Raw genomic sequence first — 16,638 nt, 5'->3', positions numbered from 1 at the left:
CGGGTGGCCTCTGTTCTTTGCCCAGGGCTTGCGCCAGAATTCGCCGCTTCAACGAAAGCGTCACTGGATGAGGGCAGCGCTGCAATGAAACCGATCTTCCTGGCCTTGTTACTGATAACGACAGGCGTACAGGCGGCCGAAGAGGCCGACAACACGCCCTGCGACGGCGTGGAAAACGACGTGCAGACCCTGGAATGCGCGACCTACAACAGGACCACCGCCGAACAGTTGCTGGGCGACAACGTGCAGAGCCTGCTGGAACGCCTGGGTACCCTCTATGGCAGCGACAAAGGGCAACTGGCCGACATCAGCGCCAAAGTCAAAAATGCCCAGCAACTGTGGCAGAAGCAGCGCGATGCCGACTGCGCGATGGAGTCCTTTCCGGCCAAGCCCGGCACCAAGGCCTACACCATCGCCACTAATGACTGCCTGGCGCGCATGAGCGACGAACGCTCGGAGTTCATCGAATCCATCGCCCAGGAATGACCCGCCACCGCTAGGAGCGGGCCGGCCCGCGAAAAGCGCTCTGGCGAACCGGTTGTGGTGGCTGCGAGCGTTTCGCGAGCAGGCTCGCTTCTACAGGTCAGCGCCGGGTCAGGCGCCACCGCGAAAGCACGAGACGCCCCAGGCGGTGAGCTTGAACGGCAGGTGGTAGTGCTGGCGCGGATCATCCAGGCCGAAGCGGTACACCAGCACCTCGAGGAAGGGCACCGGCGGCAGCGCCTGGCCTTGCTCGCGATAGAACGCCGCCACGTCCAGCTCCACTTCGTAGACGCCCTGGCCGAAACTCGCCGAGCGTTCGGCAAGCTCGCTCAGCAAGCCGTTGCCGGCAATTCGCCCTGCGCAGAGCAGCTCGCCGTCCAGGCGGCGCACCCGCACCGCCATGCCTTCGGCCACCTTGCCGCTGGCGACGTCCACCACATGGATGGATAGGCCGCCGTTCATTTCCAGAAGCCCTTGTGCGCCAGGGCGGCCTCGCTCTCAAGCATCGGCCCGAACACCGGGATCTGCCGCTGCCCACGGGCGAACACTTCGCGGCACGGCAGGGAAAAGGTCGGGTTTTCCGGGTGGTCGCCGGTCAACTCCAGCAGCTCATGTTCAGACAAGGCGTAGACCACCCGACCAATGCCGGTCCAGTAGATGGCCCCGGCGCACATGCAGCAGGGCTCGGCGCTGGTGTACAGGGTGCACTCGGCCAGGGCCTGGGGGCTGAGGCGCTTGGCCGCCAGCGCCGCTGCCGCCAGCTCGGCGTGCTGGGTCGGGTCGCCTTCGGGGGGCATCGAGTTGTTGCCGGCGCTGGCGATGACCTTGCCGTCGCGATCGGCCACCAGGGCGGCGAACGGATGACGGCCGCGGGCCTTGGCCTCTTCGGCGAGCTGGATGCTCTGGCGCAGCAGGTGCAGGTCCAGTTCGGTGACGCCGGCAGGGATGGAAGAAAGAATCTGGGTCATCTTGACCTCCTTTTCATGGGCAGGAGCCGCCACAGCAATGGCGGCGAGAAAAACGTCAGTCATTGAGCTCGACATGGGCTGCCAGCACCTGGGTGGCGGCCTCACGGGGGTTGAGCAGCAGGTTGAGAACGATGGCGGTGATGGCGCCAAGGAAGATGCCGCTTTCCAGCACCAGCCTGAGGGGACCGTGCAGATGGGCGAACAGCGCCGGGAAGGACATCGGCAGCACCCCGACGCTGACCGACACCGCCACCACGATGGCGTTGCGCGTACCTTCGAACGGCACCCGCGACAGTTCCTGGATGCCGGCCACTGTAGTCATGCCGAACATCACGATGGCGCAACCGCCAAGCACCGGGGTCGGCACCGCGGCCACCAGGGCACCCAGCTTGGGAAACAGCCCCATGAGCACCATGATTGCCCCGGCCGCAGCCACCACGAAGCGGCTCTTGACCCTGGACAGCGCGATCAGCCCGGTGTTCTGGGTAAAGGCGTTGTAGGGAAAGCTGTTGAACAGCCCGCCGAGCAGGGTCGACAGGCCATCGGCGCGGAACGCATCGCCCAGGGTGCGCTGGGTGGTCGGCTTGCCGGTGAGCTTGCCGATGGCCAGGCAGTTGCCGGTGGTCTCGGCCATGATCACCAGCATCGCCAGGGTCATGATCAGGATCGGCACCAGGGAAAACTGTGGAGCCCCAAACGCCATGGGCCGGCTCAGTTCGAACCAGGCCGCCTGGCTCACCTGGGCAAAGTCGGTCATGCCGAACGCCGCGGCGATCAGGCTGCCCACCAGCAAGCCGATGAGCACGCTGAGGTTGCCGATAAAGCCCGAGAACTTGCCGTAGATCACCAGCGTCACCGCTACCGTGGCCAGCCCCAGCAGCAGGTTGGCCGGCGCGCCGAAATCGTCCGCCGCGGGGTTGCCGCCGCCGAGCCAGATCGCCGCTGCCGGCATCAGGGAAATGCCGATGATGGTGATCAGGCTGCCGATCACTACGGGCGGGAAAAACCGCAGCAAACGGCTGAACAGCGGCGCCAGGGCAATGGTGATGACGCCTGCGGCGATCACCGCGCCGAACACCTCGGTCAGGCCGAACTGCTTGCCGATCATGATCATCGGTGCCAGGGCGATGAACGAACAGCCCTGGATCAACGGCAGCCGCGCGCCAAAACGCCAGAACCCCAGGGTCTGGACCAGGGTGGCGATGCCCGAGGTCAGCAGGTTGGCGTTGATCAATAGCACCACCTGCGCCGGGGTCAGGCCCAGGGCATTGCCTAGAATCAACGGCACCGCCACCGCACCGGCATACATCACCAGCACATGCTGCAGGCCGAAGGTGAACAGCTGGCGGACGGGCAGGACCTCGTCCACGGGATGCACGCGGGAAATTGTCATGTCGCAGGTCTCCTGAAGGTGCAGCTTTTGCTTTTGTTTTGGCAGGCATCCGGGGCAAGCGCCGCCGGCAGGAAGTACGGACGTCGGGGCCATGATCTGTGCTTGAATACGATGAAACAAATGAGCAGCCATCGTTTTTAACGATGGATCAGACAGCCCTCTTCCAGGGCCGGGAGCCGCGATGCGCTTTTCGCTGGATCAACTGCAGATGTTCGTACAGGCCGCGCAAAGCGGCTCGTTCTCGGCCGCCGCACGCAAGCTGGGCAAGACCCAGTCCACCGTCAGCGTGGCCATCGGCAACCTGGAGGCGGACCTGGGGGTCGAGCTGTTCGACCGCAGCGCTCGCAGCCCGGTGCTGACGGCCACCGGGCAGAAGATGCTGCTGCAGGCCGAGGCGGTGCTGGAGCGCTGCCTGACCCTGCAGGCCAACGCCGACTGCCTGTCGCAGGTGGTGGAGCCACACCTGTCGATCGTCATCGAAACCCCCTATGGCCCGCTGATGCCGGCCCTGCGGGAGTTCGAACAGGCCTTTCCCTATGTCGACCTGCTGATCCGCCACCCGCTGTCCGGGGACGCCAGCGAGCTGGTGGCCCGGGGTGAGGCGGTGCTGGGCATCGCCTTCTCGCAACCGGGCTACCCCCAGGAGCTGGAGTTCCAGCAATTGGGCAAGCTGATCATGTTGCACGTCTGCCACCCGGACCACCCGCTGGCGCAGCTCGACAGCGTGACCTTCGACGACCTGCATGTGCACCGGCGCCTGGCCTTCAGCGCCCACGCCAACAAGCTGCCCAGCAGCGAATACCTGCGCTCCACCCAGCTGTGGCAGGCGGAAAACTACCTGGCGCTGCTGGAAATGGTCCGCGCCGGCCTGGGCTGGGCCACCCTGCCGCGGCAACTGATCCAGCGTGAACTGGCCAAGGGCGAGCTGGTGGAACTGCAACTGGGGGCCTACCCCCATACCGACTGGCTGATCGGCGTCGACCTGCTCTGGGCCCGACAACGGGTGATGGGCAAGGCCGAGCGCTGGCTCAAGGAGCGGCTGCTGCGCCAGAAGGTGTACGAGGTGGACCGGCGCGGGCAGTCCACGACCTGGTAATGCTGGCGCGGGCAACAAAGGAACAAGGTTCTGCACTTGGCCGGGCAGGAAATATAAGCAAGGATTCGTATTCCTTATAAAAGACTTATATAGTCCGCCATGAACGAGATCCTCTGGAGTAGAAAAGCGGTCAAGCAGTTGATGCGACTGCACCACGAGCATCAGGTCCAGGTTCGCGATGCGATTGCCCTGCTGGCCGACATGCCCGCCAGTGGCAACGTCAAAGCCCTGTCCGGCCACACTTATGCCTATCGTCTTCGGGTCGGGCAGTACCGGGTCCTGTTCGACTGGGACGGAGCCATACACATCGTCAGTGTTCAAGAGGTCAAGAAACGTGATGAACGTACCTACTGACATCCAGATCATCCACGGCCCGGACGGCAGCCCGGCATTCGTGGTGATTCCCTACGCGCAGTACATGGCGCAGTACAAGGAAGCCGATCTGATACCCCATGACGTGGTCAGCCGCATGGTCGACGGCGCCACGCCGATCCGCGCCTGGCGCGAGCACCTGCACCTCACCCAGGACGAAGTCGCCAGGCGCCTGGGGATCTCCCAGCCGGCCTTTGCCCAGCAGGAAAGCGTCGCCCGGCCGCGCCGGGCCACCCGGGAAAAGATCGCCGCCGCCTTCGGCATACGCGCCGACCAGCTGGAGCTGTAAGCTGCGCCTCACTCACTGATTGAAAGGGTTCCCCATGAGCATCTGCGGTATCGAGATCAAAGGCAGCGAAGCCATCTTCGCCCTCGCCACCCTGCAAGACGGCGCGGTGCAACACCAGCCGCTGGCCACCAAGAAAATCGCCCTGGAAGACGATGACGAGGCCGCCAACGTCAAGGCCTTCGCCAGCCAGGTCGGGGCCTTCGTGCGCGAACACGGGATCACCCGCATCGCCATCAAGAAGCGCAGCAAGAAAGGCGAGTTCGCCGGCGGCCCCACCACCTTCAAGATCGAAGGCGTGTTTCAGTTGCTGGAGAATTGCGAGGTGACCCTGCTGTCGCCCCAGACCATCAACGCCCAGTACAAGAAGCACGGCTTCGCTCTGGCCGCGAGCCTCAACAAATACCAGCACGAAGCCTATAAGGTAGCCTGCACAGCACTCAAGATTTAAAAGCAACGAATCGCTTTAGAAACTAGAAAGACACTTCAAGGAAAGAAAATGAAATACAGCATCAAAAAAAACCCAATTACATGGACCACCCTGAGTGGTCTAGGCAACTCCAAGGCAATTAAATCGATCAGCTTCTGGTTTATTGCGATACCAATACTTGCAAAACTAACCGAGAAATTTCCTTCAGAAATAAACCTAGGAATTTTTCAAACCCCAATCTTATTGAACTGGGACATTCCATTCAGCTTAAAAGTCTTATATGGCGCTACTCTTCTGTTCACAACCGCAAATATTTTATACTCTTTATACGCACCAAAAATAATAAAAGATTATAAGACCTTTGCTGAGTTCAAAGAAAAAGAAGGCAGCTTCGAGTCACTAAAGCAAATGTTCGAAGAGTTACTAGAGAGAAGTTCCGCCGATTACCAAGATACACTCATAAAAGATTTTTTCGGACATGTGACTAGCAACGAAGCTGAAAAAAGCTACATCAGTAACCTTAGGAATAGGTTTGATGCATGTACTGTGAGTACAGAACATCACGCTGACGCTTTCTCCAACATTAAAGGCGCCTTCAATGTTGAGCGCCCCACCATCACAAAAATCATTATGACGTTTTATGCATTTGGCTTTATTTGCCTAGCCTTCCTACTGATCCAAAACATCCAGTATGTCTATTTCGGATAGCTTATATTTATAACCTAGCCCCTTAAAGCTTAAGCTCACCGAAAGCGCTATCGAACTATCCTCAAAAGCGAGTTTGTTTTTTCAACTAATCGAGACCCTACGGTCTTCCCGGGGACAATTCACGAAACGCGCGCGGTAACTGCGGGTGAAGTAGGACGGCGATTCAAACCCGCAGGCAATGCTCACCTCCAGCACGCTCATGTCGGTCTGGCGCAGCAGTTTGCGGGCTTTCTCCAGGCGCAGGCCCAGGTAGAAATTGCTCGGGGTGTCGTTGAGGTGCAGGCGGAACAGGCGCTCCAGCTGGCGCCGGGTGACCTTGATCGACTCGGCCAGGGCCAGGGTACTCAGGGGCGGTTCGCTGTGCTGTTCCATTTCGCCGATCACCTGCACCAGCTTCTTGTTGCTGATGCCGTAGCGGCTGGCGACTTCCATGCGCTGGTGATCCTTGCGCGGGCGGATGCGCCCCAGCACGAACTGCTCGCTGACCTGGACCGCCAGTTGCGGGCCGTGGGCCTGGGCGATCAGGTCGAGCATCATGTCGATGGACGCCGTGCCGCCGGCACAGGTGATGCGCCGTCGATCGATCTCGAACAGCTCCTGGGTCACGCTCAGTTGCGGGTAGGACTCCTTGAAGGCCTCGATGGCCTCCCAGTGCAAAGTCACCCGGTGCCCCTCCAGCAAACCGCTCTCGGCAAGGATCACGCTACCGGTGTCGATCCCGCCCAGGGTCACGCCCTCCATCTCCAGCCGCCGCAACCAGTGCTCCAGGGCCGGGGTGAGAAACTTCAGCGGCTCGAAACCGGCCACCACCCACAAGGTCGCGCCTTTCTTCAGCGGCTCCAGGGCCGCATCGACATTCACCGACATGCCATTGCTGGCCAGCACCGCGCCGCCGTCGGCGCTCAGCACATGCCAGCGGTACAGCTCGCCACGAAAGCGGTTGGCCACCCGTAGCGGCTCGATGGCCGAGATGAAACCGATGGCGGAAAACCCCGGCATCAGCAGGAAATAGAAGTCCTGGGACATGCAACGCACTCCGTCGACGGCCAGCGTGGGCCTTGTGATACGCCAAATGCCCCCATGCCACAAGGGGGCAGGTCGCTGCAGTGCAAGAGTCGGTCGCCGCTGTGCGCTTGCCACCGGCGGCGCCTGCGTACCTTGGCAACACCTGCGCACAAAGACGCCGGGACCGACAATAACGACCTGCCGAGGAAAGCATCATGAAACGACTGATCAGCAGCTGTGTGCTTGCGCTTAGTGGTAGCGTTTTTCTGAGCAGCGGGGCCCTGGCCGCCGATGCCGCCAGTTGCCAGAACGTGCGCCTGGGCGTGGTCAACTGGACCGACGTGATCGCCACCAGCGCCCTGACCCAGGTCCTGCTCGACGGCCTCGGCTACAAGACCAAGCAGACCAGTGCTTCCCAGCAGATCATCTTCGCCGGCATCCGTGACCAGCGCCTGGACCTGTTCCTGGGCTACTGGAACCCGCTGATGACCCAGACCATCACCCCCTTCGTCGACGCCAACCAGGTCAAGGTCCTGGCCGAACCGAGCCTCAAGGACGCCCGCGCCACCCTGGCCGTGCCGGCCTACCTGGCGGACAAGGGGCTGAAGACCTTTGCCGACATCGCCAGGTTCCAGAAGGAACTGGGGGGCAAGATCTACGGCATCGAACCGGGTTCGGGAGCCAATACGCAGATCAAGGAAATGATCGCCAAGAACCAGTTCGGCCTGGGCAAGTTCCAGTTGGTGGAGTCCAGTGAGGCGGGCATGTTGTCGGCGGTGGCCCGGGCGGTGAAACGCAACGAAGCCATCGTGTTCTTCGGTTGGGCGCCGCACCCGATGAACGTCAACTTCAAGATGACCTACCTCAGCGGCAGCGAAAACGCCCTGGGGCCCAACGAAGGCCAGGCCACGGTGTGGACCGTCACCGCGCCTAACTACGCCGAGCAGTGCCCGAACGTGCACCGGCTGTTGACCAACCTGACCTTCAGCGCCGAAGACGAGAGCCGCATGATGCAGCCGCTGCTGGATCACAAGGATGCCCTGGAATCCGCGCGGCAATGGCTCAAGGACCACCCGCAGGACCAGCAGCGCTGGCTGGAAGGGGTCACCACCTTCGATGGCAAGCCGGCCGCCGAACACCTGCAACTGACCAGCAAATAAGCCACCGCCACTGCCGCCCCGCAGCCCGCCCTGGGCTGCGCACGGCCACCTCACGCCCTCAGCAAACACGCCTGTAAGGAACCGCACCATGAACCACGACGTCATCATCACCTGCGCACTCACCGGTGCTGGCGACACAACCGCCAAGAGCCCGCACGTGCCGGTCACCCCGAAACAGATCGCCGCGGCCGCCGTAGAAGCCGCCAAGGCCGGCGCCACCGTGGTGCACTGCCATGTGCGCGACCCCGCCACCGGCAAGTTCAGCCGCGATGTGGCGCTGTACCGCGAAGTGATGGAACGGATCCGCGAGGCCGACATCGACATCATCGTCAACCTCACCGCCGGCATGGGCGGCGACCTGGAGATCGGCGGCGGCGAGAACCCCATGGAGTTCGGCCCCAACACCGACCTGGTCGGCCCCTTGACCCGCCTGGCCCACGTCGAGGAACTGCTGCCGGAGATCTGCACCCTGGACTGCGGCACCCTGAACTTCGGCGACGGCGACACCATCTACGTCTCCACCCCGGCCCAACTGCGGGCCGGCGCCAAGCGTATCCAGGAGCTGGGAGTGAAGGCCGAGCTGGAAATCTTCGACACCGGGCACCTGTGGTTCGCCAAGCAGATGATCAAGGAAGGCCTGCTGGACAACCCGCTGTTCCAGCTGTGCCTGGGCATTCCCTGGGGCGCCCCGGCGGACACCACCACCATGAAGGCCATGGTCGACAACCTGCCGGCGGACGCAGTCTGGGCCGGCTTCGGGATTGGCCGCATGCAGATGCCCATGGCTGCGCAAGCGGTGCTGCTGGGGGGCAACGTGCGGGTCGGCCTGGAAGACAACCTGTGGCTGGATCGCGGCGTGCTCGCCACCAACGGCCAACTGGTGGAACGGGCCACGGAAATCCTCAGCCGCCTCGGCGCCCGGGTCCTGACCCCGGCCGAAGGTCGGCAGAAAATGGGCCTGAAGCAACGCGGCTGACCCCAATCCACCTCTCCCTCCGTAGGAGCGAGCTTGCTCGCGAAGAGGCCGTCACATCCGAGCTCGTAGCAGCCGGCGTGCCGGCGAAGGGGCCCGCAAGGCCGCCAATAGCTTCGCTGGCAAGCCAGCTCCTACGAACTCTTTATCCAGGAAGACGCGATGACTTTTATTACCGATATCAAAACTTTCGCCGCCCTGGGCAGCGGCGTGATCGGCAGCGGCTGGGTGGCCCGAGCCCTGGCCCACGGCCTCGACGTAGTGGCCTGGGACCCGGCGCCCGGCGCCGAAGCGGCCCTGCGCAAGCGCGTCGCCAACGCCTGGGGCGCGCTGGAAAAACAAGGGCTGGCCCCCGGAGCATCACAACAGCGCCTGCGCTTCGTCGACACCATCGAGGAGTGCGTGAAGGATGCCGACTTCATCCAGGAAAGCGCTCCCGAACGCCTGGAGCTCAAGCTGGAACTGCACAGCAGAATCAGCGCCGCGGCCAAGCCTGAGGCGCTGATCGGCTCCAGCACCTCGGGCCTTTTGCCCAGCGAATTCTACGAGGGCTCGACCCACCCGGAACGCTGCGTGGTGGGCCACCCGTTCAACCCGGTGTACCTGCTGCCACTGGTGGAGGTGGTGGGCGGCAAGCGCACCGCGCCCGAAGCGGTCCAGGCCGCGATCAAGGTCTATGAATCCCTGGGGATGCGCGCCCTTCACGTGCGCAAGGAAGTACCCGGGTTCATCGCCGACCGTCTTCTCGAAGCGCTGTGGCGCGAGGCCCTGCACCTGGTCAACGACGGCGTGGCGACCACCGGGGAAATCGACGATGCGATCCGCTTTGGCGCCGGCCTGCGCTGGTCGTTCATGGGCACCTTCCTCACCTACACCCTGGCGGGCGGCGACGCCGGCATGCGCCACTTCATGGCCCAGTTCGGCCCGGCGCTGCAACTGCCCTGGACCTACCTGCCGGCCCCGGAGCTGACCGACAAGCTGATCGACGACGTGGTCGAAGGCACCGCCGAGCAACTGGGCACCCACAGCATTGCGGCCCTGGAGCGCTATCGTGATGACTGCCTGCTGGCGGTGCTGGAGGCGGTGAAAACCACCAAGGCCAAACACGGCATGCACTTTCACGACTAACCCAACCCCGTAGGAACTGGCTTGCCGGCGAACGGGCCGCCAAGCCAGGCGCAAACCCAACGGACACCTTCGCCGGCAAGCCGGCTCCTACCGTTATCCGGTGACCTTATGCCTGCCCTGACCACCTACAGCACCCGCATCATCAGCGACTGGGTCGATTACAACGGCCATCTGCGCGATGCCTTCTACCTGCTGATCTTCAGCTATGCCACTGACGCCCTGATGGATCGCCTGGGGCTCGACAGCGACAACCGCGAAGCCAGCGGCCACTCGCTGTTCACCCTGGAACTGCACCTGAACTACCTGCATGAGGTGAAGCTCGACACCGAGGTCGAAGTGCGCACCCAGGTCATCGGCCACGATCGCAAGCGCCTGCACCTCTACCACAGCCTGCACAGACTCGATGATCCCCGGGAGCTGGCAGGCAACGAGCAAATGCTGCTCCACGTCGACCTGGCCGGGCCGCGTTCGGCGCCGTTCAGCGAGCCGGTGCTGCAACGCCTGCAAACCCTGGCCGCCGAGCAGGCGGACCTGCCGCGCCCGGCCTGCCTCGGCCGGGTGATCGCCCTGCCCGCGGCAAAATAGCCCTCAGAAGAAAAGGAGATCGCCGTGAACACCGCCGCCCTTGCCGACTACCGCAGTTACCCGTTGATCAGCGCACTGGCCACTGTCCAGGTCCTGCCGGACCGGCTCCAGGTGCACTGGGCCGACGGCCGTCTCAGCCCTTTTCACCATCAATGGCTGCGGGACAACTGCCCTTGCCCGCAATGCGTCTACAGCGTGACCCGCGAACAGGTGCTGGAAATCGTCGATGTTGCCGAAGACCTCGAGTGCAACGCCGCACGCATTGATGCCGACGGCTGCCTGAACCTCGACTGGGCGGACGGCCACCGCAGCCGCTTCGACCCCGGCTGGCTGCGGGCCCATGCCTATGATCGACAGTCGCGCGAAGAACGACAGGCCGCCAAGGCCCGGCACTCGCTGTGGGACGCCAGCCTGCAACTGCCCGAGTTCCAGTACCAGGCGCTGATGGAGGACCCCCAGGTGCTGCTGCAATGGCTGCTGGCCCTGCGCGATACCGGCCTGACCCAGGTCCGTGGCGCGCCCACCGAACCCGGCTCGCTGGCCCTGATTGCGCGGCGTATTTCGTTTATCCGCGAAAGCAATTTCGGCGTGCTGTTCAACGTGCAGTCCAAGGCCGATGCCGACAGCAACGCCTACACCGCCTTCAATCTGCCGCTGCACAGCGACCTGCCGACCCGCGAGCTGCAACCGGGGCTGCAATTCCTGCATTGCCTGGTGAATGACGCGGTAGGCGGCGAAAGCATTTTCGTCGACGGCTTCGCCATTGCCGACGCCTTGCGCCGGGAAGACCCCGAAGCGTTCCGCGCCCTGTGCGAAATTCCCGTGGAGTTTCGCAACAAGGACCGCCACAGCGACTACCGCTGCCTGGCGCCGGTCATCGCCCTGGATGCCCGGGGCCAGGTCGCGGAAATCCGCATGGCCAATTTCCTGCGTGGCCCCTTCGACACCACGGAAGAACAGATGCCCCGGCTGTACCGCGCCTACCGGCGCTTTATCGCCCTGACCCGCGAAGCAAGGTTCCGGGTCATCCGCCGCCTGGACCCGGGCCAGCTCTGGTGCTTCGACAACCGCCGCACCCTGCACGCGCGCAACGCCTTCGACCCGGCCAGCGGCGCCCGGCACTTCCAGGGCTGCTACATCGACCGCGACGAACTGCTCTCCAGAATCCTGGTGCTGCAGCGCTGATCCTCACCCCACCCGCCCCCGGCTCCCCTGTAGGAGCCGGCTTGCCGGCGAAACTTGCCGGAGAGCTTTCCACAGGCCAAAAAAAGCCCCGATCAAGCCGTGACAGGATCGAGGCAGGGACTACTTCTGAGGAGCTGCGGTGAGAAGGTGACCAAACCGACACGACGCGAGCTGGTTTCAGTCTGCCCACTCTGCCTTCCCGCGAGTTAGCCGAGAGCGACCTGCTCATAGGTAATAGGGCCACTGCCACGCCTTCAGATGTCCTCGGTATACAGCACCACCGTCACATAGAAATAGCCGATCTTGTGCCAATCCTGGCGCCGGTTGTAGGGCGTCTCTTCAGAGCCCATGCCAACCTGGTAATTACTCCCGGTCTTTTTATCCCTATAGGAAATGAAACCCTTCGTTTCCCAGCCGCAGCAGACAAACCTGAGCCCCTCCTGCTCCCCCAACTCCCGCTGCAGATAGCGCTCTACCTCATGGGCGTCCTTACCTTTGACCCGGTAACTGGCAGTCAGCGGTGCGCCCTGATCCTGGGGCCTCGACTCACAACGGAAAAACTCCAGGGACTTCGGTGGATCGGTCATGGCCTTCAGAAAATCGCCGCACTCGGGAGCGGCCAGAGCGGCGCCGGAAACCATCAACAACAAACAGGCGAACCCCATTCTGAACATCACTTTCATCCACTCCAGCTCCATGGTTTGCCACTCGGCGGCCATCCTACCGAACACCCAGCGCTTGCACAGAGTGTCTTTGCGCGGCAGGAGCGCTCATTACCCCACCCTTCAGGCAAGCCCGAGGCCTCACAAGCAAACGCCGCAAGACTTGATTGCGCCGCCTTTTCCCAACGCTGTGGCAACCGGCCATGGCCATCGACTTAGCCGAAAACGACCTGTTCATAGGTAAACGGGCCATCGCGACAATCTGCCCTTGCCGCCACCCGGACGCCCTACCAGAATCGGCTCACGACCACGCTCCCTGAACAAGGATAAGAGTCATGATGCACGCGGATCTGATTGACCAGGACGACCTGCTGGGACAACTCCGGGCCCTGGGTTTCGAAATGCCCGCAGGCGCCAGCGCCGAGCAGGCCTGCGAATGTGCGGTAAGGGGCTTGAGCGATGCACGGGCCAAGGCGCTCAAGGGCATGGTCGAGCAGATGCTCACCGGCAATGCGACCATCCTGCCTGCCGTACGCCAGGCCATCGACCGCCAACTGCTGCCGGCCCTGGCCGAGTACCAGCAGCAAAAACGCGCGTGAACGCCCCCGGGGCCCGGGCGGGTTGCTAAAGTGGGTTTCCTCCACAAACCACAGGCCCGCTCATGACCCCCATTGAACCTGGTTCATCCGCCAACGCTGGCGGGTGGCTGCAATTGCGCCAGGGCCTGTGGCCCGATTGCCCGCAGGATGAACACCAGGCCGAAATCCAGCAGATTCTGGCCGAGCCCCAGCGCTACGGCTGCTGGCTGGCCTGCACCGAGAACGGTGAGGCCGTGGGCCTGGCCGAGGCTGCATTGCGCCACGACTACGTCAACGGCACCGACAGCTCCCCCGTGGTCTTTCTTGAAGGCATCTATGTGGCCCCCGGGCATCGTCGCCAGGGCATTGCCCAGCGCCTGATCGAGCAGGTCGCCTATTGGGGGCAACAACAGGGATGCGTGGAAATGGCCTCGGACACCAGCCTCGACAACCTGGCCAGCCAGGATCTGCACCACGCGCTGGGCTTCGAGGAAACCGAGCGCGTGGTGTATTTCAAGAAGCGCCTGTGACTACAGGCGCACGCTGGCGAAGGTCGATTCGTTGCGTGCCTGGCTCAGGGCCGACAATGGCCCGGACAGCGGCGCCAAAACCATGGCTTGCGGCAGCGGCATCATCGCCACCTGCTGGGTGGTGTTGGAACCGATGCGCTCGTCACGCGGTGGAATGCCGAAGTACTCGCGGTAGCACTTGGAGAAGTGCGGCGTGGAGACAAAACCACAGACCGACGCCACTTCGATGATCGACATGGGAGTCTGCTTGAGCAGTTGCCGGGCGCGGATCAGCCGCAGCTTGAGGTAGTAGCGCGACGGCGAGCAATGCAGGTACTTCTGGAACAGCCGCTCCAGCTGTCGCCGGGACACGGCGACGTACACCGCCAGTTCGTCGAGGTCGATCGGCTCTTCGAGGTTGGCTTCCATCAGGGCGACGATTTCCTGCAGCTTGGGCTGGTTGGTGCCCAGCATGTGCTTGAGGGGTACGCGCTGGTGATCCTGCTCGTTGCGGATGCGCTCGTAGACGAACATTTCCGAGATCGCCGCCGACAGCTCGCGGCCATGATCGCGGCTGATCAGGTGCAGCATCATGTCCAGCGGCGCGGTGCCGCCGGAGCTGGTGAAGCGGTTGCGGTCGAGGGTGAACAGGCGGGTGCTCATGGCCACCCGGGGAAAGGCTTCCTGCATCGACGCCAGGCATTCCCAGTGCACGCTGCAATCGAAGCCGTCCAGCAGGCCGGCGCAGGCCAGGGCCCAGCTGCCGGTACATACCGCGCCCAGACGGCGCGACTGGCGGGCCTGGCTCTGCAGCCAGGACACATGTTCGCGGGTGACGGTGCGCTGGATGCCGATACCGCCGCAGACAATCACGGTATCGAGGCTGGGGGCTTTGTGCATCGCGGCATCGGGGGTGATCTGCAGACCGTCACTGGCCCAGACCTGGCCACCATCGACGCTGAGGGTGGTCCAGCGATACAGCTCGCGACCGGACAGTTGGTTGGCCATGCGCAGGGGTTCGACTGCGGAGGCCAGGGAAATCAGCGTGAAATTGTCCAGCAGCAGAAAGCCGATGGATTGAGGCGCACGGTTCTGGGGTTGGGCCCCGGAGTTGAACGACGTCATCGCGATATCTCCTCACACAAAGCGGGTGATGGCCTCAGGCGGAGGCTCTTTTTATGTGCCCTGTTCCTCAAGGGAGACGGGCTTGATATTCACAGAGCAATTGCCATGCCTAAAGTTGAATGGGCATTCAATAACTCCTGAAAACGACGTCGCGACGTGTCTACATAGCCCTTGTCAATGTGCGGATAAGAAGCGCCGCCGTCGGCGTGCGATGGCCAGGCCCAGAGAGCTGTGAGCAGTTAGGTAGCACTTGCGCGGCAGGCACTTCGCACAGGGGCGGGCGAGTGTCACTCAAAGCACAACCGGGCCACGGGCACGGGGGCTGCCCGGCCCGGTTGGCGACTTGTCTATTCACGACGCGCTAAAAGGTGGCGCGCCCCTGGGCATGTGAGCGATTTGTGCGCGCCGGCAATCAGCACTCCACGGCGCTGACCGCCAGGCCGCCACGGGAGGTTTCCTTGTATTTGTCGTGCATGTCGGCGCCGGTATCACGCATGGTGCGAATCACCCGGTCCAGGGAAATGAAATGCTGGCCATCGCCGCGCAAGGCCATTTGCGCGGCATTGATCGCCTTCACCGCGGCAATCGCGTTGCGCTCGATGCACGGCACCTGCACCAGCCCGCCCACCGGATCACAGGTCAGGCCGAGGTTGTGCTCCAGGCCGATCTCCGCGGCGTTGCACAACTGCTCCGGGGTCGCCCCGAGAATTTCCGCCAGCCCGGCCGCCGCCATGGCGCAGGCCGAACCCACTTCACCCTGGCAGCCGACTTCGGCACCGGAGATGGAGGCGTTCTTCTTGCACAGGATGCCGATGGCCGCCGCGCCGAGAAAGAAATCCACCACGTTGGCGTCGGTGACGTCTTCGCTGAACTTCATGAAGTAATGCAGCACCGCCGGAATGATCCCCGCCGCGCCGTTGGTGGGGGCGGTGACCATGCGTCCGCCGGCGGCGTTCTCTTCGTTCACCGCCAGGGCAAACAGGTTGACCCACTCCATGGCACTGAGGGTGGAGCCGATCACATTGGGCTTGTTCAGTTCCTGCAGGCTACGGTGCAACTTGGCCGCGCGGCGACGCACATTGAGCCCGCCAGGCAGGATGCCCTCGTGCTTGAGCCCCTGCTCCACGCAGTCCTGCATGGCACGCCAGAGCGCCATCAGGCCGCTGCGGATTTCCTCTTCCGAACGCCAGACCTTCTCGTTGGCCAGCATCAGTTCGGCGACCCGCAGGTTGTGCTTCTGGCACAGGCCCAGCAGTTCCACCGCACTGGAAAAATCGTAAGGCAGCTCGCTGCGGTCCAGGTCCGCCACACCGCTGTCGGCCTGGGCCTGGTCGACGACAAAACCGCCGCCCACCGAATAGTAGGTATCGCGGTGCAGCTCACCCTCTTCGCCCGCGGCCACCAGGGTCATGGCGTTGGGGTGGAACGGCAGGTTGCGGTCCACCAGCTGCATGTCCCGGGCCCAGATGAAAGGCACTGGCAGCCGCCCGTCCAGCAACAGGGTGTCGGTTTCCCGCAGCAGCTCGATGCGCGTGCCGATCAGCGACGGGTCGATCGCGTCCGGCCACTCCCCCATCAAGCCCATGATCACCGCGTTGTCGCTGCCATGGCCGATGCCGGTGGCGGACAGCGAACCGAAGAGCTGCACCTCGACCCGGCGTACCTGCTCCAGCAGTTGCCTTTCCTTTAATACCTGGACGAACAAAGCCGCTGCGCGCATGGGCCCGACCGTGTGGGAACTGGAGGGGCCGATGCCGATCTTGAACAGGTCGAAAACACTGATAGCCATTGCTGCGTAACTCCTGGTTGAGCACTGTCCGGGCGCCGGAAACGCCCTCTGACGGAGCTGCTACGCTCAAGCTGCAATCCGCCGAGAAGGGCGCATCATCAGGCTTTTGCCAAGGCCCACGACGTCTGACACCGACTCACTCATGCCCACTAACGCCGCCAGGCGCAACGCAGGGGTTTTGGGCGTTTTTTGCGGCTCAGTTG

At 63.2% G+C, this 16,638-nt stretch carries 20 protein-coding genes; 13 read left to right on the top strand and 7 right to left on the bottom strand.

The genetic code is table 11. The features are described 5' to 3' along the window. Positions 1–84 precede the first annotated feature (84 nt). On the top strand, positions 85–486 hold the full coding sequence (locus AC07R1_RS13610) for a lysozyme inhibitor LprI family protein (protein ID WP_019095253.1): 402 nt from the start codon (positions 85–87) through the stop codon (positions 484–486). Positions 487–594: 108 nt separating this feature from the next. On the opposite strand, the gene AC07R1_RS13605 is transcribed toward AC07R1_RS13610, so the two are convergent. The 3 genes from AC07R1_RS13605 to AC07R1_RS13595 are packed head-to-tail and all read right to left on the bottom strand — an operon-like array spanning position 595 to position 2,844. After that, positions 595–945 carry a hydroxyisourate hydrolase gene (locus AC07R1_RS13605; RefSeq protein ID WP_220223383.1) on the bottom strand — a complete coding sequence of 117 codons (351 nt, stop codon included), beginning with the start codon at positions 943–945 and terminating at the stop codon, positions 595–597. Next, complete coding sequence (locus tag AC07R1_RS13600; RefSeq protein WP_041120175.1) at positions 942–1,451, bottom strand: nucleoside deaminase; 510 nt, start codon at positions 1,449–1,451, stop codon at positions 942–944. The genes AC07R1_RS13605 and AC07R1_RS13600 overlap by 4 nt, the downstream gene beginning before the upstream one ends. 55 nt (positions 1,452–1,506) lie before the next feature. Continuing rightward, on the bottom strand, positions 1,507–2,844 hold the full coding sequence (locus AC07R1_RS13595; protein WP_072451775.1) for a nucleobase:cation symporter-2 family protein: 1,338 nt from the start codon (positions 2,842–2,844) through the stop codon (positions 1,507–1,509). 181 nt (positions 2,845–3,025) lie between these two features. Here AC07R1_RS13595 and AC07R1_RS13590 point away from each other — a divergent pair, with 181 nt between their 5' ends. From AC07R1_RS13590 to AC07R1_RS13570, 5 genes are all read left to right on the top strand, one after another. Then, the gene (locus AC07R1_RS13590; RefSeq protein WP_011063922.1) at positions 3,026–3,940 is read left to right on the top strand and encodes a LysR family transcriptional regulator; all 915 of its coding nucleotides are present in this window, start codon (positions 3,026–3,028) and stop codon (positions 3,938–3,940) included. A 99-nt stretch (positions 3,941–4,039) separates the two neighbouring features. Continuing rightward, positions 4,040–4,294 (top strand): type II toxin-antitoxin system RelE family toxin, encoded by a 255-nt coding sequence (locus tag AC07R1_RS13585; RefSeq protein WP_011063923.1) that lies wholly within the window; start codon positions 4,040–4,042, stop codon positions 4,292–4,294. Then, positions 4,278–4,601, top strand: a complete 324-nt coding sequence (locus tag AC07R1_RS13580) for a helix-turn-helix domain-containing protein (RefSeq protein WP_015637312.1) — start codon at positions 4,278–4,280, stop codon at positions 4,599–4,601. Before AC07R1_RS13585 ends, AC07R1_RS13580 begins: the two co-directional genes overlap by 17 nt. A gap of 34 nt (positions 4,602–4,635) precedes the next feature. Continuing rightward, positions 4,636–5,049: a DUF3010 family protein gene (locus AC07R1_RS13575; RefSeq protein WP_410036801.1), complete on the top strand. Its 414-nt coding sequence runs from the start codon at positions 4,636–4,638 to the stop codon at positions 5,047–5,049. Between the two features lie 48 nt (positions 5,050–5,097). Continuing rightward, on the top strand, positions 5,098–5,736 hold the full coding sequence (locus AC07R1_RS13570) for a hypothetical protein (protein WP_262213794.1): 639 nt from the start codon (positions 5,098–5,100) through the stop codon (positions 5,734–5,736). Positions 5,737–5,817: 81 nt separating this feature from the next. Here the strand turns inward: AC07R1_RS13570 and AC07R1_RS13565 are convergent, their stop codons facing one another. Beyond that, the gene (locus tag AC07R1_RS13565; RefSeq protein ID WP_495110605.1) at positions 5,818–6,762 is read right to left on the bottom strand and encodes a GlxA family transcriptional regulator; all 945 of its coding nucleotides are present in this window, start codon (positions 6,760–6,762) and stop codon (positions 5,818–5,820) included. 194 nt (positions 6,763–6,956) lie between these two features. On the opposite strand from AC07R1_RS13565, the gene AC07R1_RS13560 reads away from it, so the two are divergent. The 5 genes from AC07R1_RS13560 to AC07R1_RS13540 all read left to right on the top strand — a co-directional run bounded on the left by AC07R1_RS13560 (position 6,957) and on the right by AC07R1_RS13540 (position 11,772). Further along, positions 6,957–7,901, top strand: coding sequence for a choline ABC transporter substrate-binding protein (locus AC07R1_RS13560; protein WP_011063927.1), 945 nt, complete (start codon positions 6,957–6,959; stop codon positions 7,899–7,901). An 88-nt stretch (positions 7,902–7,989) separates the two neighbouring features. Beyond that, a complete protein-coding gene (gene cdhC / locus AC07R1_RS13555) occupies positions 7,990–8,877 on the top strand; it encodes a 3-dehydrocarnitine:acetyl-CoA trimethylamine transferase CdhC (protein WP_019095257.1) in 888 nt (295 codons plus the stop codon). 159 nt (positions 8,878–9,036) lie between these two features. Next, positions 9,037–10,002, top strand: coding sequence for an L-carnitine dehydrogenase (locus AC07R1_RS13550; protein ID WP_019095258.1), 966 nt, complete (start codon positions 9,037–9,039; stop codon positions 10,000–10,002). Positions 10,003–10,110: 108 nt separating this feature from the next. Next, complete coding sequence (locus AC07R1_RS13545; RefSeq protein WP_103408019.1) at positions 10,111–10,587, top strand: thioesterase family protein; 477 nt, start codon at positions 10,111–10,113, stop codon at positions 10,585–10,587. Positions 10,588–10,611: 24 nt separating this feature from the next. Beyond that, entirely contained in the window at positions 10,612–11,772 is a 1,161-nt protein-coding gene (locus AC07R1_RS13540) for a gamma-butyrobetaine dioxygenase (protein ID WP_065365102.1), read from the top strand. Between the two features lie 254 nt (positions 11,773–12,026). On the opposite strand, the gene AC07R1_RS13535 is transcribed toward AC07R1_RS13540, so the two are convergent. Then, positions 12,027–12,455: a DUF4952 domain-containing protein gene (locus AC07R1_RS13535; RefSeq protein WP_495110604.1), complete on the bottom strand. Its 429-nt coding sequence runs from the start codon at positions 12,453–12,455 to the stop codon at positions 12,027–12,029. Positions 12,456–12,769: 314 nt separating this feature from the next. Here AC07R1_RS13535 and AC07R1_RS13530 point away from each other — a divergent pair, with 314 nt between their 5' ends. Together AC07R1_RS13530 and aac(6') are read left to right on the top strand one after the other, a co-directional pair. After that, entirely contained in the window at positions 12,770–13,033 is a 264-nt protein-coding gene (locus tag AC07R1_RS13530) for a hypothetical protein (protein ID WP_015637320.1), read from the top strand. A gap of 62 nt (positions 13,034–13,095) precedes the next feature. Next, positions 13,096–13,542, top strand: coding sequence for an aminoglycoside 6'-N-acetyltransferase (aac(6'), locus tag AC07R1_RS13525; protein ID WP_019095262.1), 447 nt, complete (start codon positions 13,096–13,098; stop codon positions 13,540–13,542). Here the strand turns inward: aac(6') and gbdR are convergent, their stop codons facing one another. Continuing rightward, the gene (gene gbdR / locus AC07R1_RS13520) at positions 13,543–14,646 is read right to left on the bottom strand and encodes a choline metabolism transcriptional regulator GbdR (RefSeq protein WP_011063935.1); all 1,104 of its coding nucleotides are present in this window, start codon (positions 14,644–14,646) and stop codon (positions 13,543–13,545) included. Positions 14,647–15,058: 412 nt separating this feature from the next. Next, positions 15,059–16,435, bottom strand: a complete 1,377-nt coding sequence (locus tag AC07R1_RS13515) for an L-serine ammonia-lyase (protein ID WP_011063936.1) — start codon at positions 16,433–16,435, stop codon at positions 15,059–15,061. Positions 16,436–16,638: the final 203 nt, after the last annotated feature.

Source organism: Pseudomonas sp. GW821-FHT07F01, assembly GCF_059418825.1.
The sequence above is the reverse complement of the archived record's forward strand: the minus strand, read 5'-3'. Positions and strand labels throughout refer to the sequence as shown.